This is a genomic window from Bradyrhizobium vignae (genome assembly GCF_900324035.1).
Taxonomy (GTDB): Bacteria; Pseudomonadota; Alphaproteobacteria; order Rhizobiales; family Xanthobacteraceae; genus Bradyrhizobium; species Bradyrhizobium vignae.
Genome location: NZ_LS398110.1, coordinates 3,458,404 through 3,483,185, shown reverse-complemented (window position 1 = coordinate 3,483,185; position 24,782 = coordinate 3,458,404). Strand labels below are relative to the sequence as shown.

General features: G+C 64.0%; 23 protein-coding genes and 1 pseudogene. 8 read left to right on the top strand and 16 right to left on the bottom strand.

Annotation, left to right across the window (positions count from 1 at the left end):
* Positions 1-149: 149 nt before the first annotated feature.
* Entirely contained in the window at positions 150-722 is a 573-nt protein-coding gene (locus BRAD3257_RS16905) for a hypothetical protein (RefSeq protein ID WP_122402749.1), read from the bottom strand.
* 180 nt (positions 723-902) lie between these two features.
* Between BRAD3257_RS16905 and BRAD3257_RS16900 the strand changes: the two genes are divergently transcribed.
* A complete protein-coding gene (locus tag BRAD3257_RS16900; protein ID WP_122402748.1) occupies positions 903-1,289 on the top strand; it encodes a VOC family protein in 387 nt (128 codons plus the stop codon).
* A 58-nt stretch (positions 1,290-1,347) separates the two neighbouring features.
* On the opposite strand, the gene BRAD3257_RS16895 is transcribed toward BRAD3257_RS16900, so the two are convergent.
* Entirely contained in the window at positions 1,348-1,845 is a 498-nt protein-coding gene (locus BRAD3257_RS16895) for a hypothetical protein (protein ID WP_122402747.1), read from the bottom strand.
* A gap of 260 nt (positions 1,846-2,105) precedes the next feature.
* Between BRAD3257_RS16895 and BRAD3257_RS16890 the strand changes: the two genes are divergently transcribed.
* Entirely contained in the window at positions 2,106-2,459 is a 354-nt protein-coding gene (locus tag BRAD3257_RS16890) for a GrlR family regulatory protein (protein WP_162500233.1), read from the top strand.
* On the opposite strand, the gene BRAD3257_RS16885 is transcribed toward BRAD3257_RS16890, so the two are convergent.
* From BRAD3257_RS16885 to BRAD3257_RS16840, 9 genes and pseudogenes are all read right to left on the bottom strand, one after another.
* Complete coding sequence (locus tag BRAD3257_RS16885) at positions 2,460-5,147, bottom strand: PAS domain S-box protein (protein ID WP_122402745.1); 2,688 nt, start codon at positions 5,145-5,147, stop codon at positions 2,460-2,462.
* A gap of 122 nt (positions 5,148-5,269) precedes the next feature.
* Positions 5,270-5,578 (bottom strand): annotated as a pseudogene (locus tag BRAD3257_RS16880) (EamA family transporter); the annotation flags it as partial.
* A gap of 38 nt (positions 5,579-5,616) precedes the next feature.
* Positions 5,617-6,414 (bottom strand): NUDIX hydrolase, encoded by a 798-nt coding sequence (locus tag BRAD3257_RS16875; protein WP_122402744.1) that lies wholly within the window; start codon positions 6,412-6,414, stop codon positions 5,617-5,619.
* 4 nt (positions 6,415-6,418) lie between these two features.
* Complete coding sequence (locus BRAD3257_RS16870; protein WP_122402743.1) at positions 6,419-7,372, bottom strand: dihydrodipicolinate synthase family protein; 954 nt, start codon at positions 7,370-7,372, stop codon at positions 6,419-6,421.
* 110 nt (positions 7,373-7,482) lie between these two features.
* Entirely contained in the window at positions 7,483-8,361 is an 879-nt protein-coding gene (locus BRAD3257_RS16865) for an SDR family oxidoreductase (protein WP_122402742.1), read from the bottom strand.
* A 161-nt stretch (positions 8,362-8,522) separates the two neighbouring features.
* Positions 8,523-9,383 (bottom strand): MaoC family dehydratase, encoded by an 861-nt coding sequence (locus BRAD3257_RS16860; protein WP_122402741.1) that lies wholly within the window; start codon positions 9,381-9,383, stop codon positions 8,523-8,525.
* Between the two features lie 146 nt (positions 9,384-9,529).
* Positions 9,530-9,919 carry a Zn-ribbon domain-containing OB-fold protein gene (locus BRAD3257_RS16855; protein ID WP_122402740.1) on the bottom strand — a complete coding sequence of 130 codons (390 nt, stop codon included), beginning with the start codon at positions 9,917-9,919 and terminating at the stop codon, positions 9,530-9,532.
* Positions 9,919-11,076: a thiolase domain-containing protein gene (locus BRAD3257_RS16850; protein ID WP_122402739.1), complete on the bottom strand. Its 1,158-nt coding sequence runs from the start codon at positions 11,074-11,076 to the stop codon at positions 9,919-9,921. Before BRAD3257_RS16850 ends, BRAD3257_RS16855 begins: the two co-directional genes overlap by 1 nt.
* A 585-nt stretch (positions 11,077-11,661) precedes the next feature.
* Positions 11,662-12,762: an IS4 family transposase gene (locus BRAD3257_RS16840; protein ID WP_122402737.1), complete on the bottom strand. Its 1,101-nt coding sequence runs from the start codon at positions 12,760-12,762 to the stop codon at positions 11,662-11,664.
* A 101-nt stretch (positions 12,763-12,863) separates the two neighbouring features.
* On the opposite strand from BRAD3257_RS16840, the gene BRAD3257_RS16835 reads away from it, so the two are divergent.
* Positions 12,864-13,145, top strand: coding sequence for a hypothetical protein (locus BRAD3257_RS16835; RefSeq protein WP_145987013.1), 282 nt, complete (start codon positions 12,864-12,866; stop codon positions 13,143-13,145).
* Positions 13,142-14,140: an IS110 family RNA-guided transposase gene (locus tag BRAD3257_RS16830; RefSeq protein ID WP_122402735.1), complete on the top strand. Its 999-nt coding sequence runs from the start codon at positions 13,142-13,144 to the stop codon at positions 14,138-14,140. Before BRAD3257_RS16835 ends, BRAD3257_RS16830 begins: the two co-directional genes overlap by 4 nt.
* Positions 14,141-14,705: 565 nt before the next feature.
* Here BRAD3257_RS16830 and BRAD3257_RS16820 read toward each other — a convergent pair.
* Positions 14,706-18,197, bottom strand: a complete 3,492-nt coding sequence (locus tag BRAD3257_RS16820) for an indolepyruvate ferredoxin oxidoreductase family protein (protein WP_122402734.1) — start codon at positions 18,195-18,197, stop codon at positions 14,706-14,708.
* A 293-nt stretch (positions 18,198-18,490) separates the two neighbouring features.
* Between BRAD3257_RS16820 and BRAD3257_RS16815 the strand changes: the two genes are divergently transcribed.
* Positions 18,491-19,711 (top strand): cytochrome c, encoded by a 1,221-nt coding sequence (locus BRAD3257_RS16815; RefSeq protein ID WP_122402733.1) that lies wholly within the window; start codon positions 18,491-18,493, stop codon positions 19,709-19,711.
* A 33-nt stretch (positions 19,712-19,744) separates the two neighbouring features.
* On the opposite strand, the gene BRAD3257_RS16810 is transcribed toward BRAD3257_RS16815, so the two are convergent.
* Positions 19,745-20,389 (bottom strand): trimeric intracellular cation channel family protein, encoded by a 645-nt coding sequence (locus BRAD3257_RS16810; RefSeq protein ID WP_122402732.1) that lies wholly within the window; start codon positions 20,387-20,389, stop codon positions 19,745-19,747.
* Positions 20,390-20,555: 166 nt separating this feature from the next.
* On the opposite strand from BRAD3257_RS16810, the gene BRAD3257_RS16805 reads away from it, so the two are divergent.
* Positions 20,556-20,948 (top strand): hypothetical protein, encoded by a 393-nt coding sequence (locus tag BRAD3257_RS16805; RefSeq protein ID WP_122402731.1) that lies wholly within the window; start codon positions 20,556-20,558, stop codon positions 20,946-20,948.
* Positions 20,949-21,116: 168 nt separating this feature from the next.
* Here BRAD3257_RS16805 and BRAD3257_RS16800 read toward each other — a convergent pair whose 3' ends face one another.
* From BRAD3257_RS16800 to BRAD3257_RS16790, 3 genes are read right to left on the bottom strand one after another with little or no spacing between them, the layout of a single operon-like run.
* Positions 21,117-21,926 (bottom strand): isocitrate lyase/PEP mutase family protein, encoded by an 810-nt coding sequence (locus BRAD3257_RS16800; protein ID WP_122402730.1) that lies wholly within the window; start codon positions 21,924-21,926, stop codon positions 21,117-21,119.
* Positions 21,927-21,977: 51 nt separating this feature from the next.
* Positions 21,978-22,328, bottom strand: coding sequence for an antibiotic biosynthesis monooxygenase family protein (locus BRAD3257_RS16795; RefSeq protein WP_122402729.1), 351 nt, complete (start codon positions 22,326-22,328; stop codon positions 21,978-21,980).
* 23 nt (positions 22,329-22,351) lie between these two features.
* Positions 22,352-22,660 (bottom strand): NIPSNAP family protein, encoded by a 309-nt coding sequence (locus BRAD3257_RS16790; protein WP_122402728.1) that lies wholly within the window; start codon positions 22,658-22,660, stop codon positions 22,352-22,354.
* A 170-nt stretch (positions 22,661-22,830) separates the two neighbouring features.
* On the opposite strand from BRAD3257_RS16790, the gene BRAD3257_RS16785 reads away from it, so the two are divergent.
* Both BRAD3257_RS16785 and BRAD3257_RS16780 read left to right on the top strand, forming a co-directional pair.
* Complete coding sequence (locus BRAD3257_RS16785) at positions 22,831-23,529, top strand: ArsR/SmtB family transcription factor (protein ID WP_122402727.1); 699 nt, start codon at positions 22,831-22,833, stop codon at positions 23,527-23,529.
* A gap of 217 nt (positions 23,530-23,746) precedes the next feature.
* Complete coding sequence (locus tag BRAD3257_RS16780) at positions 23,747-24,754, top strand: alpha/beta fold hydrolase (RefSeq protein ID WP_122402726.1); 1,008 nt, start codon at positions 23,747-23,749, stop codon at positions 24,752-24,754.
* Positions 24,755-24,782 lie beyond the last annotated feature (28 nt).

Here is a 24,782-nt window from a genome sequence, read left to right as displayed (position 1 = left end):
CCCCCCGCATCCCCGCGTGGGCTCTCTCCGCCTCAACAGGCGATCCTTCAATTGGTTCCTGGCCCCAGCCGTTCGGTTCAAATGGCGATGCATGGTTTTTCGGCCAAGGACCACGAGGGTAACTTTTCCGCTACCGGAACACGCCGCAGTTAAGCGCGACGTGCTGCAACCAGCGAACATTTCGCTTGATCGGCATTCACGTTAACGAAGCCGATGGGGATATGCACAAATGTCTTGCGGCTCTTCATGCTGACCGGATCCACCAGCACGCGGCTCCGGTCGGTAAGATGACTGCCGTCCCGCCGCGTAAAGGCGCAGACGACCTCGATATCTTTTACGGCATAGTCATTGTCGTTTCGCAGCGTGAACGTCACCAGGACTTTGGAGCCAAGGCCGCCGCGGCGCCAAGTCTGCGATGAAATCCTGAGACGACCGAGTTCTGCTGCGACCGGTACCTGAGCTTCGGACGCCGGCGACGCCACTGCGGACGTATCGCCTGCGGGAGCGGTCTCAACAGCCGCCAGTTCCGGCCTCGCCGGCTCGGCACTGTTGCCTTTGGAAAGAGGCAGCAGCATCCAGATGCCGCAGCCGACGATAATTGCCGCCAGCAGCCACAGAAGGCTACGGCCGAACGAGACGCTCGCGATCGTTACGGCTCGCGCCAGTCGTTCGCCGGCCCTCGCGAAGCGCCCCAATCCGATCCGGTCGAGCCTGGCACTCATGGTTGCATCACCGATCGCGGCCGAACGCCATCAACGACGGACCCGGTCACTGCTTACCTTAATCCGGCGGACGAATTAAGGTTCCCGCGCTTCATGCGAGTCGGCAAGGCCATAGCGACCATCGGCCGTGGCCACTAACATACGCCGCAACATCGAACGACCCGGCTGGGAGAATACGAAATGCCATTCGCCGTTACTTGGGATCACGTCCATCTGCGCAGCCCCGATCCGGAGACCACGGCGGCCTGGCTCCGGGATATCCTCGGTGGTGAAATCGTGCGCGCGCCAGGCCGGCTCGAGGTGAACCTCGGCGGCGCCAGGATCTTCTTGGCGTCGCTGGACGGCGATAATGCCGTCAACCCGCCACCTCCACATCCGCATCAGGGTCTCGACCATTTTGGTCTGACGGTGAAGGACATCGACGCCGTCGCCGCCGAGATCAAGGCCAGGGGCGTCACATTCACACGCGAGCCGACGACCATCCGGCCGGGCGTGCGCATCTGCTTCATCCGTGGCCCCGAAGGCATCTCCATCGAGCTGCTCGAGCGCGACAAGAAATACACCTGACGTGACGCGGCGTGGGCCGTCTCAGGCATGCCACCGGGGCGACGTGAGCCCCCGGCGGCTAAGTCATGCTACCGGGCATAAAGCAGCGGATGGTGACGCCCATGTAGCCGTAGATCGGCCAGACCATGGTGCGCCCCACCCGGTTCGGCTCGGAGATCACGGCCTCTTCGGGCACGTCGACCCAGACGAGCTCCTGCTGCTGACCATCGAGCGCGTAGCCATAGCGCGGGATGCGGACGCGATAGTGTCCATTCTTGCTGTCCCAGTCGGAGTCCTGGAGCGCCGAGCCGTCGGCATCGGAGCAGCAAGGTCCCTTGCCGCTGCGCAGACTGTCGAACCATGCCTTCAATTCGGCATTGGTGTTGACGAACTGCCCACGGTCGCGCGCGTGCCCAAACGGGGCCGCGAGCGCAATCAAGGCCAAGGTGGACGTCAGCCTCGTCAAGTTTCGTCGGCGTATCGCACCGCCAATCCGCCGTTGCTCGCTCCTGCAATTCGTGGGAAGCGCACTGTACAGACGCGGCTCATCGCCGCCGGAATCGATCCAGTTGGTCACGTTCGTCTTGCTCCAGCACCCCGCGGCCAGTGCAACAATGGTTATGCATTTCGCGGGCCAACTCTGATTCGTAACGGCGGCCCTCGCCTCACCATCAGAGGGCCATGACGACCTCACGCACAAGCCGGGACAACTACGGCTCGCGCTGCAGGCTCTCGCAACCGACCGGCAAACTGCCGCGTTGCGCGAGGGGATCGGCTTTGGCATAAAAAGCGGACCGGTGACGCCGTTGGGCGATGGCGGCCGGCCTACGGGACGTTATGAAGAACGGCCTCTATTCAATTCACGTGACCTTGCTCGATGGTCGAGTCGGCAAGGGCAGCGGCGTGATTCTCTTCCGGGACGGCAAGATTCTTGGCGGCGATGCCTACCTCTATTACACCGGCAGCTACACGGTGAAGGACAACAACACCTTCAAAGGCGAGATGCTGGTGCAACGGCACACGTCGCCTCGGGGCGACGACAATCCGCTGTTCGGCGGCCCTGCTCCGGTCGGCATCGGCGTCAGCGGCACCCATACGGATACGCGCGCGGAGATGACGGGCACGGCGCTGGTCGGCAAGGCCAGCCTGATTTTCGGCGCGACGCTGCACAAGCTCGCCGACGTCGACTGATTATTCCGCCGCCTGTTCGAGCGGCGCTACGCGCGGCAGGATGATCTGGATACGGGTGCCGCCGCCCGGTTCGGAAACGAGATCGAGTCGCCCGCCGAGCCGATTGGTGACGATGCTGTAGACGATGTGCAGGCCGAGGCCGGTGCCGCCCTGGTCGCGCCGTGTCGTGAAGAACGGATCAAAGGCGCGGCGGCGGACATCGAGCGACATGCCGCAACCATTGTCAGAGAAGATGATCTCGACATTGTCCTTGCCGGACTCGCGCACCTGGATGTCGATGGTCCCCGGCCGACCGTCCGGGAAGGCGTGCGCGACCGAATTGAGGAACAGATTGGTCAGCACCTGGCCGTACGGACCGGGATAGCTGTTCATGGTCAGGTCCGGCTGACACTCGACATTGAGCGTCAGATTGTGTTTGCGCAGGCCCGGCCGCAGGCTCATCACCACCTGCTCGGTGAGGTCGCCGAGATCGAAGGTGCGCTGATCCGAATAATTGCGATCGGCGGCGACCTGCTTGAACGACTGGATCAGCTCAGCGGCGCGGTTGAGATTGGAGACGAGCTGCGAGGACGCATCGCGGCTGGTGTTGAGGAAGTCGTTGAGCGTGGAGCGCCGAAGCTCGCCGCGCTCGACTTCGGCAGTGAATATCGCGGTCTTGCGCTCCAGCGCGGAGGCGACCGTGAGGCTGATGCCGACGGGATTGTTGACCTCGTGGGCGACACCGGCGACGAGCCGCCCAAGCGCGGCGAGCTTCTCCGCCTCGATCAGCGAGGCCTGCGTCTCGCGCAGATTGCGCAGCGCGGTTTCGGCGGCTTCCTTGGCCTTGCGCATCTCCTGCTCGCCGCGTTTGCGCTCGCCGATGTCGAGCGCAACGGTCACGATCCGCTCGATCTCGCCCTCGGCATCGAGCAGCGGCAGCTTGTTGACCAGCCATTGCCGCATGTTGCCGGAGGCATCCTGGTACTCCTCCTCGTAGAAGCCGAGCCCTTTGCGCAGCTTGAGCACCCTCTTGTCGTTCTCGTCGGACTTGGCCGCACCATAGCGCGCCATCAGGTCGGCTGTGGTCCGGCCGAGCGCGTCACCGGGCTCGATGCCGAAGATGCCCGCCATGTAGCGGTTCATCAGCACGTAGCGCAGATTGCGATCCTTGACGTTGATCACCGCGGGCACGGTGTCGATAACCTGCTGGAGCAGGCGCCGGCCTTCGGCGATGGCGTCTTCCGCGCGTTTCTGGTCGGTGATGTCGCGCAGCGTACCCTCGTAGCGGACGATGTTGCCCTGCTCGTCGCGCACGCCCGTGGCGCTGTCGGAGAGCCAGAGGATGTTGCCGCTGCGCTGGCGCACCTGATACTCGAATTCGCGGACCATGCCGTCGCGCGCCATCAGCCGCTGGTATTCGGCGCGCGCCTCGGGATGGACATAGACCGTGTGGGCGATGTCGTTGATGCTGTCGATAAGGTGCTGCGGGCTGTCATAGCCCATCATTCGCGCCAGGGCCGGATTGGCGTTGAGGAGGTCACCGGCCGGCGTCGTCACATAGATGCCGTCGACCGAGCCCTCGAACAGTTTTCGGTAGCTCTCCTCGGCGAGACGCTGCTCGGTGAGCGCGCGCACGGCCGCTTCGCGCGCCGTGTCGGCCTCCTCCAGCGCGCGGCGGAACACTTCGGCCGCCCGTGCGATGTCGCCGATCTCGTTTTCGAGATCGGCGGACGGAATTGACGTGTCTTTCCGGCCGGCCGCAAGCGCGCGAATGGATCGCGCGATCTGGGCGAGCGGACGCACCGTCCTGCGCACAACGAACAACGCAGCGCCGATGCCGATCAGCACGCCGACCGTACCGAGGACGATGCTCTGCCATCGCGCCTCCGTCAGCGTGCGGGCAAAATCGCGCGACAGCACGTGCCCGCGGCGGGCGCTGACCTCGCGCAACAATTCGGTGACGCGACCGATCAGCCGGCCCTCGGTGCCGAGCACCTCGCGGTCGATATCGGCGATCTGACGCTCGCGGACGGCGACCGCCATGATCGCCTCGGCATAATCATTCACCGCCACCTTGAGCTTGGGATCGGTGATATCCATCGCGCGCATGCCCTGTGCGGCCTGCTCGGCCGCCGACGGGTTACGCGCGAGCAATCCGAGCGCGATCCGGCTCTGCGCCTCTGACAGGCGCGAGGCCAGCTCGCGGTCCGCGGTGGCTGCGACCGCCGCGTCGAACCGGTCGCGCAGCGGCGGCAGGCCGGCGAGCAGCTGGCCGCGGCGGTCGATCAGCGTCGAGATCCGCTCGAGGCCGTTGCGATAGGTCGCAAGCCGCTCGGTGACCCCGTCGATCATGTCCTGCTGCTCGGGTGCGAGCTCGATGCGGGTCTTCTTCAGGATGTCACTCAGCGTCGAGGCCGCCTCGCCCACCTGCTGGAACTGGATGCCGGCGCCGGGATCTGTGACGAAATCGCGCGCGGCGAGCCGCAGCTCGTTCATGCGGCGGTCGATGTCCTCGGCGAGGTCGCCGACGCTCTGCAGCCGCTGCAACTCGGCGAAGGTCGTGTCGATGTGCCGGATCGCGATCACGCTCGCGGTCGAGGTGACGATGATCACCGCCAGCACCAACAGAAAGCTGCCGAAGGTGAGCTGACCGATGGAGAGCGAGAATGTTCGCCTTTTCTCAGGGAGCGGCGTCAATTCGGCGGACATTGGTGGTTTGAGGACCGGGCTACTGGAGACCCAATATACGACGTATTGCCGCCCGGGGGGAACATGGCTCGGGACGCGGAATATCCTTAATATCGGGGCCGCCGCCCTCTTCAGCCTCTGCCTTACGACAGTTTGACGCCGGCTGCCCTGCGGGCCGGGATGGTCATGGCGGCGACGCCCACGACGACGCAGGCCGAGCCGGTCCAGGCGGTCCGGCTCAAGGTCTCGCCGAGGAAGGCGACGCTGATGGCGACCCCGATGGGCACCCGCAAGTAAGCCTGCACGGTGGTGCCGACCGAGCCCAGGGTCTGGATCAGGCGGAAGTAGATCGCGAACGCTGCTGCGGTCGAGAACACCGCGAGCGCGGACAGCGCCAGCACTGAGCTCAGCGAAGGCGACAGCATCCAGGGTTGCTCGACGACCAGCGCGGCCTCGCAGGCACCAATAGTTCGTTGCGTGTCGAAGTGTCTTAGCCGACCGCGCCGACCTCGAACACCTCGCCATCATAGCCGGCCTCGCGGGGGATCCGGAGCTGGCGGCCGGTGTCGGTCTTGGTCATGATCGGCATCACCGTGACGATCGACAGGCCGCGGGCGTGCTCCAGCGCCGCGCTCACGTTCGGCTGCTTGGCGAGGCGGATCAAATTGCGTGTGGTTGGAAACGGCAGCTTGAAGCGGCCGCTCTCGCCACCCGCCACCGCCTCGCGCGGCGAGACCCAGATCGAATCGGTGGATTCGCGCCCGTCGTGGGCACCGAGCTGGTCCGGCGGTGCGGCGGCCAGGAAGAACCAGGTGTCGAAACGCTTCGGCATGCCTTCCGGCGTGATCCAGTGCGCGTAAGGCACGAGCGTGTCGAGCGCGAGCTGGAGGCCATTGTCCGCGAGGATGCTGAGGAAGCTGATCTTGTGCTCGTTGAGCGCAACGCGGTGCGCATCGGCGATCTCGCCGGCGCGCTTGGCATCGATTGGCGTGCCCGTGTCCTTGGACCGCGCCAAGAGGATGCCGCTTTCCTCAAACGTCTCGCGGATCGCGGCGATCCGAAAACCGCGGTCCGCTTCGCTCAATCCCTCGCCGCCCGAATAGAGGTCGGAGCGGGCGACGATCTCCTTGTCGCCAGCATCGACGCTGCCGCCGGGAAACACCAGCGCGCCCGAGTTGAACTCGATCTGATGATGGCGAACCATCATGAAGACCTCGATTTCCTGTGCCGCGCCGTCGCGCAGCAGGAGGATCGTCGATGCCGGACGTGATGTTGATGTCTCGGCCATTCAACTAACCTGCGGCGCTGGATTGCGGGCCGAGATTGGCGCGTTTGTCGACACGGGCAACGCGCGACAGCAGGTACTCGACCTCGGCCTTTGCCGCCGCCGTGATGGTCGCGCCGGGCTTGCGCTGGGCGCTGGAGGCGATGACGCCGCGCTTCTGCAGCACGTATTTGCGCACAGCAAGGCCGGCGCCGGGCTGCTGTTCGTAGCGGATCAGCGGCAGGTGCGCGTCGAACAGATCGTGCGCAGTATCGCGCTTGCCTTGCTTCGACAGGCGCACGACGTCGATGAGAAGCTCGGGAAAGGCGTAACCAGTCATGGCGCCGTCGGCGCCGCGCTCCATCTCGAAATCCAGGAACAGGCCGCCATTGCCGCAGAGGATCGAGAGCGGGCGAAGCGAGCCGTCCTTCTGGAAATTGCGGACCGCCGAGATCTTCTCCAGGCCCGGCCAGTCCTCGTGCTTGAGCATCACGCAGTTCGGATTGTCCATGACGATCTTGCGGATCACGGCAGGCGTGAACACCACCGAGAGCGTCAGCGGATAGTCCTGGAGCACCCAGGGCACGTCGGGGCCGATCGCTTCCGCCGCCTGCTTGAAATAGCCGACGATCTGATCGTCGGTGCGAAGCGAGAGCGGCGGCGCGATCATCACGCCGGCCGCGCCGGCATCCATCGAGGCCTTCGCCAGCGAGCGCATGGTGGCAAAGCCCGGCGCGGAGACGCCGACGATCACCTGCATCTTCTTGGCACGCTTGACGAAGCGCACGGCCACCTGCTCGGCCTCGGCGGCATCGAGCTTGGGGGCCTCACCCATGATGCCGAGCACCGTGACGCCGTCGCAGCCGACCTCCTCGTAGAAGTCGGTCAGGCGGTCGATCGAGCGCTCGTCGATCCGGCCATCGTCGTGGAACGGCGTCGGCGCGATTGCGAAGGTGCCCTTGGCATCGGCGGTGAGTTTCATCTAGTGCCTCTTTCATCTGTCGTCATTCCGGGGCGGCTCGCAGAGCCGAACCCTGGTGCGCAATTGCGCACCTTAGTTCGTGCTTCGCACGCCCCGGAATGACAGAAAAGCTAAAACCGCCTCGCCCCCATCTTGATCTGCTCCTCGGAGAAGAAGATCTCCTTGGCATGATCGACGATGTCCTGGGCCTTCCAGCCCGAGTGCGGCGGCTTCCAGCCTTCCATTTCCATCATCCGCATTTCACGCACGCCGCGCGGCCCGGACACGCCCAGCACCTTGCCGGTCTGGTCGCCCGACAAGTCGCTGACCATGTATAGCACGGCCGGCGCGATGCCGTCCGGCCCCAGCGCCGCGCCGGGGTTCTCCTTATAGCGGGGCAGGTCTGCGGTCATACGGGTCAGGGCGCCCGGGGCCAGCGTCCAGATCCGGATGTTGTACTTCCGGCCCTCGATCGCCAGCACGTTGGACAGGCCCCAGATGCCACCCTTGGCCGCGCCGTAATTGGTCTGGCCGAAATTGCCGATCAGCCCTGATGTCGAGGAGGTGTTGACGATGACGCCGCCGCCATTTTCCCGCATCCAGCGAAACACCGGCAGGGTGCAACAAAAGGTGCCCTTGAGGTGGACCTTGATGACCTTGTCCCAGTCGGCCTCCGAGGCTTTTGCGAAGGTCTGGTCGCGCAAAATGCCGGCGTTGTTGACCAGGATGTCGGCGCGGCCAAAGTGCTTGATGGCATCGTCGAACACCGACTGGCCGCCCTCCATGGTGGAGATGTCGGCGCCATTGGCAACCGCCTTGCCGCCGTCGGCCTTGATCGCGTCCACCACCTTCTGGGCCATCGAGGTGTCGGCGCCGGAGCCGTCGCGGGGCCCGCCGAGGTCGTTGACGACGATGGAGGCCCCTTCCCGCGCAAACAGTTTTGCGTAGGCCTCACCGAGCCCGCCGCCCGCGCCGGTGATCAGCGCAACCTTGCCGTCGAGTAGTCCCATGGTGGCTTCTCCCTGTTTGTTGTTCTTCGTGTCCCGGACGCGATGCAGCGTGAAACGCTGCGTCGCAGAGCCGGGACCCAGTTTGTTGGTCGCAGCCTATGGGCCCCGGCTCTGCACGCACTGCCAAGGAGCGCTGCGCTGCTTCCGGGGCACGAGAGCGGCTAACCCAGCACCGTCTTGCCGTTCTTGATCACGGTGACGCTGCGCGACTTCACCTTGGCTTCGAACGAGATCACGTTGCCGTCTTTCCAGAGATCCATGGTCACGGTCTCGCCGGGATAGACCGGCGAAGAGAACCGCGCGACGTGCTGGCGGAAGGCAGAAGGGTCGTAGTCGGCATAGGTCTGGAGCACGCCGCGGCAGGTGATGCCGTAGGTGCACATGCCGTGCAGGATCGGGCGCGGGAAGCCGGCCTTCTTCGCAAACTCCGGATCTGAATGCAGCGGGTTACGGTCGCCGCAGAGGCGATAGACGAGTGCCTGATCCGGACGCGTCGTGATGTCGATGGTCTTGTCCGGGCTGCGCGACGGGATCCTGTGCGGATCGGGCTGGGTCAAGTTCGGGCCACCGAAGCCGCCGTCGCCGCGCGCGAAACGCGAAGCAACGAGCGTCGCGAGCTTCTCGCCCTTCTCGTTCTTCAGCACGGTTTGATGGCTGATGACGACGCCCTTGTCCTTGCCCTTGTCGTAGACCTCGAGCACGGAGGAGTCGGCAGTGATGTTGGCGGCGACCGGCAGCGGCTGGTGGAAGGTGATGTCGCGCTCGCCGTCCACCACCATGACGCGGTTGAGGTTCATCTCGCCAGGGCCCGAACCCCAGGCAGCGACGGAGGCGAACGTCGGCACCACCTTCAGCGGCCGCGGCGTCAGCGTGCCCTCGTTGACGAAGGCGAGCTCCTTCTCGTCCATGGGATCGGCGCCGAGTCCGATGCCGTAGGCATAGAGCATGACCTCGCGGTCGGTGTAGGCATATTTCTGGCCGAGGTTTTTCAGGCCTTTGAGTTCTTCGTATCTGGCGGACATTTTCTCTGGTTTCCTCTGGTTCTCATCCTCATGGTGAGGAGGCGCTCTTGCGCCGTCTCGAACCATGAGGATGCCCGAAACGCTTCTTTGTCGTGGCCATCCTTCGAGACGCTTTGCTTCGCAAGCTCCTCAGGATGAGGACCGTCCTATGCCACCGTGAAGAAAGGCAGCGGTGCGCCATCCGTTGGCTTGAACACCACCTTCACCTTCTGGCCGATCTTGAGCTTCTCGAGATCGCAGTCGACGAAATTGGTCTGCACCGATGGCCCCTCCTTCAGCGTGACGTAGCCGATGGCGTAAGGCCCGGTCGGCGACTTCCGCATCAGGCTGTAGGTGTAGATCGTGCCCTCACCGGACGCCTGCTCCCACACCGTCTTGTCGGAGTAGCAGAACGGGCAGATCGAGCGCGGGAAGTAATGCGCTTCGCCGCAGGCGGTGCAGCGCTTGATCATGAACTTGCCCTCTTTCGCCGCGTCCCAGAACGCGGCGGTTTCGGGGTTCGTCACGGGGGCCGGATACTTTTTCACTTCGCTCATCACACGCGCTCCAGAATGGCCGTCGAGGCGGCATGGCGAACGCCCAAAAGGCCGCCGGTGCCGTGGGCGATGGCGAGATCGCAGTTCTTGACCTGCACCTTCGGATGCGCCTCGCCGCGCAGCTGCCGCACAGCCTCGAGGATCTTGGTCATGCCGCCGCGGTTGACCGGATGGTTGCTGCAGAGGCCGCCGCCATCGGTGTTGAACGGCAGCTTGCCGACACCCGAGATCAGGTTCCCGTCGGCGACGAACTTGCCGCCCTCGCCCTTCTTGCAGAAGCCGAGGTCCTCGAGCTGCATCAGCACCGTGATGGTGAAGCTGTCGTAGATCGAGGCGTATTTGATGTCCTTCGGCGTGATCCCGGCTTCCTCGAACGCACGCGGGCCGGACCAGACGCCCGCGGAGTAAGTGAGATCGAGATCCTTGCCGCCGCGCGGGCCCTTCATGGCTTCGCCATGACCGATCAACCTGACCAGCGGCTTCTTCAGGCTCTTCGCGATCTCCGGCGTGGTCACGATCAGCGCACCGCCGCCGTCGGAAACGACGCAGCAATCCATGCGATGCAGGGGATCGGAGATCATTGGCGAGTTCAGCACGTCCTCGACCGTGACGACGTCCTTGAGCATCGCATGCGGATTGTATTGCGCGTGATGCGAGGCTGCGACCTTGATCCAGGCGAGCTGCTCCGAGGTGGTGCCATAGTCGTGCATATGACGCATGGCACACATGCCGTAAGCATTGTGCGTCGTTGCGCCGTAGGCAGACTCGAAATCGACCTCGGCTCCGGCGGCGCGCGGCGGCATCACGCCGGTGCGCGGCTTGCCGGCCAACGTGATCAGCGCGATCGAGCACTTGCCCGCCGCGATCGCCTCCGCCGCATGGCCGAGATGGATGATGTAGGAGCAGCCGCCGGTCTCGGTGGAATCGACGTGGCGGAGCTTCTTGGTGTTCAGGCCGAGATAATCGACCATCGGCCAGGCGCCGCCGGGCGCATCGCCCGCGCAGAAATAGCCGTCGACATCGTCCTTGCTTATCCCGGCATCCTCGATCGCTCCCTTGGCGACCTCGGCGTGGAGCTGGGCGGTGGATTTGTCCGGCGCATGCCGGGTCGGGTGTTCGTAGATCCCGGCAATGTAGGCTTTGCCCTTGATGGTCAAAACAGAGTCTCCGCTCGCGTTTCTTCTTGGCTCTTTTTTCTGAACCGCGGTGGCCTGATTGGCAAGCGTGGAAATATTCCGTCGCGCGAGAGGGCAGCGGGTCGGCGCAACTGGGGCACATCCGAAATCCGGGCCCCGGATGGGAGGCGAACCTGCGTGCCGCGTCGTCATTGCGAGGAGCCCGCGACAAATTGCGAAGCAATTTTGCGGTGGCGACGAAGCAATCCAGAGTCCCTCCGCGGAAGGATTCTGGATTGCTTCGCTGCGCTCGCCATGACGGAGTTCGCGGATCGCTCTTTCCCCTCACAGCTCAATCGCAGACACACGCCCGCAGCCTCGCGGCTCACGTCGCCCGAGTTTTGCTCCCGTCTTGCTCCCCCTCCAAACAGAGGGCGCAGGGAAGACCGCATAGGCGTTAAGGTAGCGCGAGCATCGATTGATACGGACGTTTTCGAGGAGGCTCGCGCAGGTGCCGCCCAAGCGCTCGCTTTCTGCGGCGAAAGCAACGGATGGTTGGTTGTGGAATGATCGCTTGTAGCAAGGATGCAACGAGTTGTTGCAAAACACGCCAAGCGCCAGGTGCCGTCAGGCGGCCTGCGTCCAGCGGGGAGAGTCCTCGAAGTCGCGGGCAAGCGGCTCGAGCAGCAGGATGATCAAGAGGTGTGCCAGCAAGTAGGGCTTGGCGGAGCGCGGATCGGTTCCAGGTGGCGTCTTGAGACCAATCAGACTCTTCAGTCGCTTGAAGCCAAGTTCGATGCGCCATCGCAGTCGATAGAGCGCGAGTACATCCTTGGTGGAGAACTCGTCCCGCGCGAGCGACGTGACCAGAATGACCCAATCCGCGACTTCCAGAGTTTCTTTGGAGATGACGCGGTTTTCGTCTTGTGCGTCGCGCCGGGCTTTACGGCGCGAAGCCGCGACTGCACCGGCGGGCTTCTTGACTGCGACCAGACGCATAGCCAGAGGCGCACCGTCCTTGCGTTTGATCCAAATCCTCCGATCGATCAGTCCGTGCGCCTTCGCCGCACGCAATTGGGCCATCAGATCGAACGCAAGGCCTTTGGCATCAAGCCAACGTGCGTTCTTCCAGCCCGCTCGGATCAAAACGTCTGCCCCGGCGTCGCGCACAGCGGCGATGCGGTCAGGTTGTAGATAAGCGCGGTCAGCAATGCGGATCTCGTTCTTGACCACCGGTATCCGGTCAAACGTTTCGCCTTCTTGCTGATCTGTCAGCTCGAAGTGACCAAAGCGCTCATATGGCAGATCGAATGCACTATGAACGCGCCAAAGCTCACTGTTCCTGCGCGCAGCCGGTCCTGCCTGAGGCACTGTCGTCGCATCGATAATGCGGATCAGGCGGCCTCGGCTCGCTTTCGGGGCTGCCGCAGCGAGCAAGCCCTCCACCAGCACTGCAAACCAATCGCCACATTGACGCAGGCGATAGAACAACGCCACGCTGCTGAGGTCGGCAAGGCCAACAGAAGCGGCCCACGCGGCTGTCGATCTCAACCCTCTTTCACCCAGACAATAGGCCAGCATCAGCCGAAGTAACGCCACCGCATCTGGAATTTGGCGCCGCCGCACGAAAGCCTTCGTCTGGCGCGCACTTATTTCAAGCTGCGCAGCCCCGCCGAGCTGCGTAACCACTCTCGTCCAGTCCTCGTTCAGAAGCGATTCGTCTGCCATCCCGCCTTGGAATCACGTGTGATTCCAACACTCAAGAACAAACTTAACGCCTATGGGGAAGACCGGGTGCCGGCCGGGCACCCACGGTCCGCTGTGCGCGAATGCGCGAAGAACAGATGCACAGCGGCATACAGGTGAAGCCAAACATCCGGCCTTCCCTGCGCAGTGGCTTTACGGCTTATGTCATGCTCTTGTGTCCAGAAAATCTGCCAGAATGTGCGAACGGGCGGTTCTCGCAAAACCGCCCGTCGCTGGATCTGAGCCCGTTCGTGCTCAAAGGCCTTGAGCCTGTCGGGGAGCGAGGGACAGATCCGGTGGTCTTCCTCAACCCGAACAGTTGCATGGGCTTCGAGCCCGAACCGAGCAAGGAAGAGAGTAGATGATGGCACAAAACGACGTCCTTGTCGCTGGCATCGACGTGGCCAAGGACAAGGTGGATGTGTGCATTCGCTCATTGTCACAACGGCAGACGTTCGCGAGCAGCCCAGAAGGTCGGCGAGCGCTGATCCGCTGGCTTCGCAAGCACAAGGTCGGCAAAGCCGCCATGGAGGCTTCCGGTGGTTATGAGCGGGAGTGGGCCAAGGTGCTACGCCAGGATGGTATCGAAGGCTTGGTGGTGGATCCAAAGCGGGTGCGCAACTTCGCCAAATCGGCTGGACAGCTCGCCAAGAACGATCCGATCGATGCGGAGATGATTGCCTGGTTCGCCGAGACCTTCATTGAGGCAAGGGGGCAAGCCTACGATGCGGCACGCGAGAAGCTGGCGCAGATCGTGAGTGCGCGCCAGGCTCTGATTGACGTGCAGACGAGCTTGCGAAACAGGACGGAGCATTCCACTCCTGACGTCGTGCAGAAGATGCAAAATCGCCTGCTGAAGCGGCTCGCCGCCGAAATTGCCAAGCTGGAAGCAGCGATCGCAGCCCTGATCAAGACCACACCGCGTTTTGCCGAACTCGCCGAGATCATCGAGAGCGTACCAGGTCTTGCCGGGGGCACATCCGCCGGACTGATCGGGGCGATGCCGGAACTCGGCCAGATAGGCAACAAAGTGGCCGCGGCCCTGCTGGGTGCTGCGCCTTATGACGACGACAGCGGCAAACGTCGGGGCGTCCGTCATATCCAGGGCGGACGCCGCAAGGTCCGCAACGTCTTCTACATGGCGTCCATGGGAGCCGCGACCCGGCATAACCCCGTGCTCAAGGCCTTTTACGATCGCCTGATCGCCAAAGGCAAGGAGCCGAAGGTTGCGCTCACCGCCTGCATGCGCAAGCTGATCGTGATCCTGAACGTCATGATCGCACGCGGCGAGAAATGGGACGCCGGCCGGTACGAAGTGAGCAACTCCGCTCGGCTTCCGCCGAGCGCTTGCACGCCCTGAAGACCGGCGAGCGGACGGGGTCAAGGCCGGAAGCCGCCGGAGGCGGTGGCGCGCCAGCGCCAGCCTTGAGGCCGGCCGATCGCCGGGCTACTTCAACACAGTTGCTCCTCGGGGAGCGATGCACTATTGCCCCCGTCGCCTTGCGGATGGCTGATGCACGTGCCCGGTCGGGCCGCCACATCACCGCAAGACTTGACGCACAGACCCCGGGCGTCAGGACCACACGATTTTGCCGTACGCGAGACCGCGCCCGTCGTGCCGCGAGACAATTGCTCGCGTGACGCAGTCCACGTCCACCGCCGCTCACCCCGCGTTTCGTGACGATCGCGATACGCCCCTCTGACCGGGATGAGGTGAGCGAGGGTTACGACAATTCCGAATTTCGGTAAAGTGGAATATTTTTGCGGTTACGGATTGACCTACGGTATGGGTGTTTTGCCCGGCGGGCAGCACAAGGCATGGTGTCGCAGGGTGGGCAAAACGGAAGCGTGCCCACGTCTTCTTCGTGATCAATGGCAGGTGGCGGGCACGGCGCTTGCGCCTTTGCCCACCCTGCGAGACCTTCCTACTCCGCCGCGATCTGCCGAGGCGCCGGCGGCGGGTTTGCGAGATCGGCGGCGAGCTGGGCGTAGCGGGCCTTGGCGTCGTTCACCGCCTTCTCCTTCACCGGGCCGTAGCCGCGGATGCGGTCGGGCAATGAGAGCAGTTCGACCGCGGTATCGATCGTGACCGGCGACAACAGGCCGAGCACAGTGGCGACGTCCTTCTCGTAGCCGGCGATCAGATCGCGCTCGAGCTTGCGGTCGGCGCTGCGGCCGAAAATGTCGAACGGCGTGCCGCGCAGGAATTTGAACCTTGCCAGCACGCGGAAGACGTTCAGCATCCATGGGCCGAAGGCGCGCTTCTTCGGGCGGCCGAGCGCGTCGACGCCGGACGCCAGGATCGGCGGCGCCAGGTTGAAGCTGAACTTGAAATCGCCCTCGAACTGGTCGCGGAGCTGCTGCTCGAAGGCGCCGTCGGTGAAGAGGCGCGCGACCTCGTATTCGTCCTTGTAGGCCAGCAGCTTGGCGTAGTTCACCGCGACCGCACGCGGCAGCGCATCGCCGTAACCGCCCTTCGCGGCGGCGTCGCGGACCTGACCGACCAGCTTGCGATAGCGCTTGGCGAGACGGGTATTCTGGTAGGCGGTGAGATGCTTGGCGCGATGCTCGATCACCTCGTCCAGCGTCATGGCATCCAGCGTCTTCGGCGCAGCCACCTCGTCCGTTCCCTTCAGCATGTCGGCAAGACGCTTGGGATCGGCAACCGCGAGGCGGCCGAGGCGGAAGGCTTCCTTGTTCATCTTGATCGAGACGCCGTTGACCTCGATCGCCTGCTCGATCGCTTCCGCAGAGAGCGGCAAGAGACCCTTCTGATAGGCATAGCCCATCATCATCATGTTGGTGGCGATGGCATCACCGAGCAGCTGCTCGGCCGGCTTGGTGAAGTCGAAGAAGACGGAATCCTTGTGCAGCGCCGTCTCCAGCACCGCATTGAGCTTGCGGGTCTGGAAGTTGAAATCGCGATTGAGGATGAAATCGGCGGTGGGGATGACGTGGCTGTTGATGATGCCGCGGGTGCGGCTGGTGTCGCAGAGCGTGATGGTGTCCTTGGCGACCGCCACCACCTCGTCGGCCGCGAGCACGAGATCGGCGGTGCCGGTGACGATGCGCGAGCAGGTGACTTCCGCCGGATGATCCGACAGGCGGACATGGCTGAGCACCGCCCCGCCCTTTTGCGCGAGGCCCGACATGTCCAGGATCATCGAGGCCTTGCCCTCGATATGCGCGGCCATGCCGAGCAGCGCGCCGATGGTGAGCACGCCGGTGCCGCCGACACCGCCGACCGCGATGTTATAGGGCTTGTCGAGTGTCGGGCGCGATGTCGGCTCGGGCAGCTCGCCGATCTCAACGAGTTCGGCGGGCGCGCGGTGGCGCGGCGCGCCGCCATCGATGGTGACGAAGGACGGACAGAATCCTTTCAGGCAGGAATAGTCCTTGTTGCAGGATGACTGGTTGATGGCGCGCTTGCGGCCGAACTCGGTCTCCAGCGGCTCGACCGAGATGCAGTTCGACTGCACCGAACAGTCGCCGCAGCCTTCGCAGACGGCCGGATTGATCATGACGCGCCGCGCCGGGTCCTCCATCAGCCCGCGTTTGCGGCGACGGCGCTTCTCGGCGGCACAGGTCTGCACGAACACGATCGCGGAGGTGCCCTTGAACTCGCGGCACATCTTCATGACGTTGTCGAGCTCGTCGCGGTGATACTTCTTGACGCCGGGCGCGATGGTATCGGCCGGATAAGCGTCCGGGTTTTCGGAGACCAGATAGAGCTCGCGGATGCCTTCGGCATAGAGCTGCTGGGTGATCTGCTGCGGCGAGAGATCGCCGTCGTGGCGCTGGCCGCCGGTCATGGCCACAGCGTCGTTGTAGAGGATCTTGTAGGTGATGTTGGCCTTGGAGGCGATCGCCTGGCGGATGGCGAGAATGCCCGAATGGAAATAGGTGCCGTCACCAAGATTAGCGAAAATGTGATTCTCGTTGGTGAAGGGTGCGATGCCGACCCAGGGCACGCCCTCCCCGCCCATATGGGTGAACGTCTCCGTCGAGCGGTCCATCCACAGCGCCATGAAATGGCAGCCGATGCCGGCGAGCGCGCGGCTGCCTTCGGGAACTTTCGTCGATGTATTGTGGGGGCAGCCGGAGCAGAAATACGGGGTCCGGGAGACGGGTGCGACCGCCTGCATTTGCGTGGCCTGACGGCCGTTGAACCAGTCGGCCTTGGCGCGGAGCATCTCCGCGATCTCGGGATTGAGATTAAGCCGGAGCAGTCGCTCGGTGAGCGAGGTCGCGAGCGAGGCGACGCTGAGCTCGGCGGCGAAGGTCAGGAAACGCTTGTCGTGCTCGTCCATCTTGCCGACGATGCGCGGGCGAACGTCGTCGCGCCAGTTGAACAGCTCCTGCTTGACCTGGTTCTCGACGATCTCGCGGCGTTCCTCGACGATGAAGATCTCCTCGAGCCCGACCGCGAACTGGCGCACGCCTTCCGGCTCCAGCGGCCAGGGCATGCCGATCTTGTAGAGGCGAAGGCCGATTTTGGCGGCGACCTCCTCGGTGATCCCGAGCTCGCGCAGCGCCTGCCGCACGTCCTCGTAGCTCTTGCCGGATGCCATGATGCCGAAACGCGCGTTCGGCGAGTCCATGGTGACGCGGTTGACCTTGTTGGCGCGGGCAAAGGCGATCGCGGCAAAGCCCTTGTAGTCCTGCAGGCGGCGGTCCTGCTCGAAGCGGTCGTCGGGCCAGCGCAGATTGAGGCCACCGGGCGGCAACTCGAAATCGGTGGGGATGATGAAGGGCTTCATCTCGTCGGTGAGGTCGATCTCGGCGGTGGTCTCCACCGTCTCCGTAATCACCTTCATGCCGACCCAGCAGCCGGAATAGCGCGACATCGCGATGCCGAGCAGGCCCATCTCGATCATCTCGTGGATGCTCGACGGATAGAGATAGGGCATCAGTGCCGAGATGAAGGCATGGTCGGACTGATGCGGGACGGTGGAGGATTTCGCGCCGTGGTCGTCGCCGGCAAGGCAGAGCACGCCGCCGTTCTTGGCCGAGCCCGCGGCATTGCCGTGGCGGAACACGTCGCCGCAGCGGTCGACGCCAGGACCCTTGCCGTACCAGATGCCGACCACACCGTCATACTTGGCGCCCGGCGAGAGGTTGAGCTGCTGCGAGCCCCAGACGGCGGTTGCGGCGAGGTCCTCGTTCACGCCTGGCTGGAACCTGATATTGTACTGCTCGAGATGCTTGCGGGCGGCGAAGAGTTGCTGGTCGTAGCCGCCGAGCGGCGAGCCGCGATAGCCGGAGATGAAGCCGGCGGTGTTGAGGCCATTGGCGCGATCGCGCCGGATCTGGGCCATCGGCAGGCGCACCAGGGCCTGGATGCCCGTGGTGAAGACGTGTCCGGTCTGCTGGGTGTATTTTTGATCGAGACTGATCGGACCCTGGTTGATGCCCATGCTGTCCTCTTTAACCGCCCTGTTCAGGTCTTTGTCACTTAGCGTCGCTTAAGCCGTTGCATCCCCGTTGTTTTTAGCTAGGGCGCGCCGACCACTTCCGCCACTCTATGTCGGATATTTCACGATCCGCATCACAAATCTGGACCAAAGGGAGCCTCGGGTAAAAATCGCAATTTCGTGGCCTGAAACACGCTGAGCATTTTCAATTTGTGTCACCATACCCCCGCCGTCGCGAAATGAATTGATGCTCCTTTCACGCAGGTGGGGTCGATTGGTCGCAGGAGAGGCTTTCGATGCGGACGATTCTGGCTGGCTTGGCTCTTGCGGTTTTGGCGTTGTGCAGTGCGATTGGAAGCGCGGCCCGTGCCGCCGAGCCGTCGCCAGAGCTGATCGCCTATGGCAAGGCGCTGGTCGAGGCCGGCGGCTGCGCGGGCTGCCACACCGCTGATCCGGCAAGGCCCTTCGCGGGCGGCAAGCGCATCGACACCCCCTTCGGCGCGATCTATGCGCCGAACCTGACGCCGGACCGCGATGCCGGGATCGGCGCCTGGACGGATGCCGACTTCACCCGCGCCATGCGCTATGGCATCGCGCCGGATGGATCGAACTATTATCCGGCCTTCCCCTACCCTTACTTCACGCGGATGACCAAGGACGACACGCTGGCGGTCCGCGCCTATCTCGGCACGCTCGCACCGGTGGCGAGCGGCAACAAGCCACCGGAGCTGCGCTGGCCGTTCGGCTACCGCGGCCTGATGCGGATCTGGAACGCCATTTATTTCAAGCCCGGTCTGTTCGAGCCGGATCAGAGCCAGAGCGCGGCGTGGAACAGAGGCGGCTATCTCGTCACCGGTCTCGGCCATTGCGGCGCATGCCATACGCCGAAGAACTATTTTGGCGCCGACAAGCAGGCCCAGGCGCTCTCGGGCAACGAGGTCGGCGGCTGGTACGCGCCAAGGCTCGATGGCGCTGCGCGCACCGGGCTGAAATCCTGGAGCGAAGCTGATATCGCGGAGTATCTGCAAAGCGGACGCAACGCGAAAAGCCATGCCGGCGGCCCGATGGCCGAGGTGATCGTCAATTCCACGGCGAAGATGAGCGATGCCGATATTCGTGCGATCGCGCTGTATCTGAAAAGCCTGCCGCCGGCGCGACGCGAGACGATCGTGACGCCGCCGGACGAAGCCGAGATGAAGGCCGGCCAGGCGGTCTACGCAAAGCTCTGCATCGCCTGCCACGAGGCCGACGGCACGGGCAGCCCGCGAATCTATCCGCCGCTGCCGGGCAATGCGCTGCTGCAATCGATCAATCCGTCCTCGACCCTGCGCATCATCCTCGACGGCGCCCACACCGTGACGACGCCGCGTGCGCCGAACACCGGCGAGATGCCGGGCTATGCCAATCTGTCCAACGGCGAGATCGCCGCGGTGGCGAACTACATCCGCAATTCCTGGGGCAATGCCGCGCCGCTGGTGACGCCGTCGCAGGTAGCGAAGGCAAGGAAGGAGGAGTAGCTCGCCGCTGCCGCCCCGACGACATGGATGGAGCTACCGCTCCTCGTTGTCCGTGAACACGAACTTCGGCATCTCCCATTTGTAGCGCACCGCGAGCAGGCGGAAGCTGATGCCGAGGACGAAGGTCAGGATGGTCCAGAGCTCCGCGTTGAGCTGCAGGCCGAACGCGGTCGCATAGAACAGCCCCGTCACCACCGAGACGCTGGCGTAGAGCTCGGAGCGAAACAGCAGCGGCACGTCGTTGCAGAGCACGTCGCGGAGCACGCCGCCGGCGCAGCCCGTCACCATGCCGGAGACGATGACGATGGGCAGCGTCGCATCCATCTGCCAGGCAACGTCGCAGCCCGCCATGGTGAAGATCACGAGACCGATCGCGTCGAGCACGATGAAGGCGACCTTCAGCCGGTGCACGAGACGCGCGATCAGAATGGTGACGAAGGCGGCGCCGCCGGCGAGCGCGAGATAAATGGGGTTGGCGACCCAGGCCAGCGGATAATGTCCGAGGAAGAGATCGCGCAGCGTGCCGCCGCCAAGCGCGGTGATGCAGCCGAGGAAGCAGACGCCTAACCAATCCATGCTGCGACGCCCGGCAGCGAGCGCAGCCGTCATGCCCTGTGCGGCCACCGCAACCAGCAACAGGAAATGCAGCACGGTATCGGTCGGCGGCAGGCTCCACATCGCCCTGTTCCCCTCCTCGCAATGGAACTCACGCGCGGGATTCCCGACGGAACAGGTTCCCGATTCCCGAGAGTAGAGCAACATACGACGAAAGCATTGGGTGGCGCGGAACAGAAGCTCGCAGCTGAGGGTTGTCCCGAAGTCATAACCCGAGGAGAACCAATCGATGGCTGACGACCGTTTTCCCAACGATCCGTACCGCCCGAACCTCGCCGACGATGAGTATTCTCGCGCGGTGCGCCGGGATGCCGACCTGCAGGCCGATCCCGAGCTCGGCGAAGGCCCTGCCTCCAGCGGCAAGATCGCGCTGTTTGCGGTGGCGGTCGCCCTGGTGCTGGGCGCCGTGTTCTACGGCTTGAACAACACCACCACCAACAACCAGGCGGGCAATACCCCGTCAACGCAGACTGCGCAGCAGGCGCCGTCCGCCAATCCGGCCGCCCCTCCCGGCATGCGTGACGTGACGCCGCGGAGCAACACCGAGCCGGGCGTGACCACGGGTGCTGCGCCGAGCAAGCCCGCCCCGGATACGCAGACTCCGTCTGACGGCGCGAAGTAGCAGCCGCAAGCTGGAGCGGCGGGACCTCACATCCCGCCGCTTTTCGTTTTCGTAGCTATGCGCTTGCCTAAAGCGCGATGAGATTTGGATGAATCGTCATCGCGCTTTAGCTTGTTGTTTACGCATGATCTTTCCGGAAAACCGCTTCGCACTTTTCCGGATCATGCTTTAGCTGAACATCTTGTTGAGCTCACCGCCGGGATAGCCGCTGCCGAGCTCTGCGAACGTGCCCTTCTCCGCCATCTCCTTTGCCGCGCGCATGAAGCCGCCCCAGGCAGCGCGGGCGAGCGAGCCGCCGACGCTGATGCGCCGGACGCCGAGATCTCCGGCCTCCCGCAGCGACAGGCCGGACGCGCCGATCAGAAGGTTGAACGGCTTTGGATGCACCGCCTTCACCACCGCGACGATGTCCTCGCGGCTCTTCAGGCCCGGCGCGTACAGACAGTCAGCGCCGGCATCGGCATAAGCGGTCAGGCGGTCGATGACGAGCTTGAGATCGGTCACGCCCCAGAGATAGGCTTCGCAGCGGCCGACCAGCAGCGTGCCGCTGTCACCGATCGCCTCGCGCGAGGCCTTGATGCGCTCGACCGCGAGCGCGCGATCATAAAGCGGCTTGTCCTTGTCGCCGGTGGAATCCTCGATCGACAGGCCCGCGACGCCGGTGCGCACACAGCGCTCGACATTGTCGGCAACCTTATCCGGCTCGACCGCAAAGCCGCCCTCGAAATCGGCGTTCACGGGGATGTCGACGGCCGAACTCAATGCTGCCAGATGCTGACAGACGTCCTCGACGCTGACGTGATTGTCCGCCTTGCCGATGGTCCAGGCAAAGCCCGCGCTCGATGACGCAATCGCCTTGAAACCGAGATGCTGCAACGCTTTCGCGCTGCCGACATCGACCGGATTGGGCAAAATGAAGCAGCCGCTCTCGTGCATCTTCCTGAACGTCGCGCGCTTGTCAGCGGTCGTCACATGCATGTTTCTCTCCCTTGTTGGCCGCGCAGACATAGGCGCGCGGTTTCAAGTCCGCTAGTGCGCATCGTGCACGGCGCGGCTGTCCTTCGGGGCCTGCTCGCGGTCGGTCATGCTGTAGTCTCGGATCACGCTGGCGATGCGCAAATGATAATCCGCGAAGATTTGCGCGCGGCCTTTTGCCTGGGTGCGGCGGTGCTCCATGGTGTTGCGCCAGGCCGCCACCGCTGCCTCGTCCCGCCAGAACGACACCGACAAGATCTTGCCCTTCTCGGTCAGGCTCTCGAAGCGCTCGACCGAGATGAAGCCGTCGATGGTCTGCAGCAGCGGCTTCAGATCGGCCGCCAGGTCGAAATAGTCCTGGCGGTGTTCCGGCTTGGGCCAGACCTCGAAGATTACGGCGATCATGGGCGTCTCCTGCTGTTGGTCGGCTACAATACCACCTTGCGCAGGAAGGTGCGCTCTTCGGCGAGGATGAATTTGTTCTCCTCGGCGAAATGGAAGTTCGCCATGCCCTCGGCGTCCTGTCGCAGCCGCGCGCGATAGGCTTCATAGGCGGCCAGGCTCTCGAAGGTGATCAGCGCGAAGGCGATGTTGTTGGTGCCCTCATGGGGCATGAAATAGCCGATCAGGTCACCGCCGCATTTCGGGATGATGGTGAGCCAGCGCTTCGCATATTCCTCGAACTGCGAGCGCTTGAAGGGATCGAGCTGGTAACGGATGAAGACGGTGACGGGCATGCGGGATCTCCTCTGTTTCCACATCGTCATTGCGAGCGCAGCGAAGCAAATCCAGGAATCCCTCCGCGGAAAGGGTTCTGGATTGCTTCGTCGCAAGAGCTCCTCGCAATGACGACTTGGTGAGAGGCTACGCCCTTGCCTGACCACAATGCTTCGGCTACCATCGAAGCATGAAATCAGGCCCCGACATCGCCATGGTCGCCTCCCTGGTCGGCGACCCCGCCCGCGCCAATATGCTCACCGCGCTGATGAATGGCCGCGCGCTCACTGCCAGCGAGCTGGCACAGGAGGCCGGCATCACACCGCAGACCGCGAGCTCGCATCTCTCGAAGCTCGAGGCCGGCGGCCTCGTCGAGCCGGAGAAGCAGGGCCGGCACCGCTATTATCGCCTCACCGACGACGACGTCGCCGGGGTGCTCGAGGGACTTGCCGGCCTCGCCGCGCGGACCGGCCACATGCGCGTGCGCACCGGACCGAAGGATCCTGCGCTGCGTCGCGCGCGGATCTGCTACGACCACCTCGCCGGCGATCTCGGCGTGCAGATGCTGGACTCCCTGCGCCAGCGGCAGCTGGTCAGGCAGAGGAAACAGGACATCGAACTCACGACTGAGGGCGAGCGCTTCCTTGCCAAACATCTGCAGATCTCACCCGACATGCTCAGCCACCCACGCCGCCCGGTGTGCAAGGCCTGCCTCGACTGGAGCGAGCGGCGTCACCATCTCGCCGGGACGCTGGGCGCGGCCCTGATGCAGCGCTTCGCCGAGCTGAAATGGGCCTGCCGCGATGCCACGCCCGGCAGCCGCGTGGTGAATTTCACCCGCACCGGCGAGAAGCAGTTCGCCGCGTTGTTCGGGAATGGGAAGGACTGATCACGCACTCCACCTGTGATCGCACATTTGCGTGTGATTGGATGATCTCGTTATGGCCCGGCTTGACCCGGCCATCCACGTCTTTATGGCCACCGTCATTCCGGGATGGTCCGAAGGACCAGACCCGGAATCTCGAGGTTCTCAGGTGCGCAATTGCGCACCTGAGTTCGCTGCTTCGCATCGCCCCGGAACGACGTTGCCAAACACGGGATTTCGAATGAACCGCCTCCTCCCAGCCGCGCTCGCTGCCGCCCTCGTTACAATCCCACCCCCAACACACGCCGCCGATACCGCGCCGCGCGAACCCTATGGCATCGCGCTCGAAGGCTTTGCCTATCCCTACCCCGTGCACCTCTTGCCTGTCGTCAACGACGGCGAGCAGCTCAGCATGGCCTATATGGACGTGGCGGCCGCCCAGCCGAACGGCCGCACTGTCGTGCTGCTGCATGGGCGCAATTTTCCGTCGAGCTATTGGGCACCCGTGATCAGGATGCTGAGCGAGGCCGGCTTTCGTGTCGTGGTGCCGGACCAGGTCGGCTTCGGCAAATCCTCCAAGCCGCAGAGCGAGCTGCATTTCGACAATCTGGCGCGCAACACCATTTCGCTGCTCGACCATCTCAAGATCGACAAGGCCGAGATCGTCGCGCATTCGCTCGGCGGCATGCTGGGCGTGCGCATCGCCCGCGCCTATCCGGATCGCCTCGCCCATCTGGTGCTGACCGCGCCGATTGGCCTCGAGGACTACCGCCTCTACGTGCCGCCGACGCCGACCGAAAAGATGATGGAGACCGAGGACAAGCTCACCGCCGACGGCTATCGCAAGCAGCTCCAGACCAATTACGCGATCAAGCTGCCGCCTGAGGCGATCACGCCGTTCATCGATGCCCGCTTCAACATCAAGGGCAGTCCCGATTATCCGCGCTGGCTGCGCGCCTTCGTCTCGTCCGGCCAGATGATTTATCGAGAGCCGGTGGCGCACGAGATCCCGCTCATCGCGTTGCCGACGCTGTTCATCATGGGGGCCGACGATCACAACGCGCCGGGCCGACCACTCGCGCCGGAGGCGCTGCGGGCCAAGATGGGGCAGAACGCCGAACTGGCGAAGGCGCTGGCGGCGAAGATGCCGAATGCGCGGGCCGAAGTCATTCCCGACACCGGCCATCTCGTCTTCCTGGAGGCGCCGGAGACGTACAGGGAGGTGGTGCTGGGCTTTCTCGGCCGCTAGCGCCACATGCGTATCGTCTGAGGCAGGA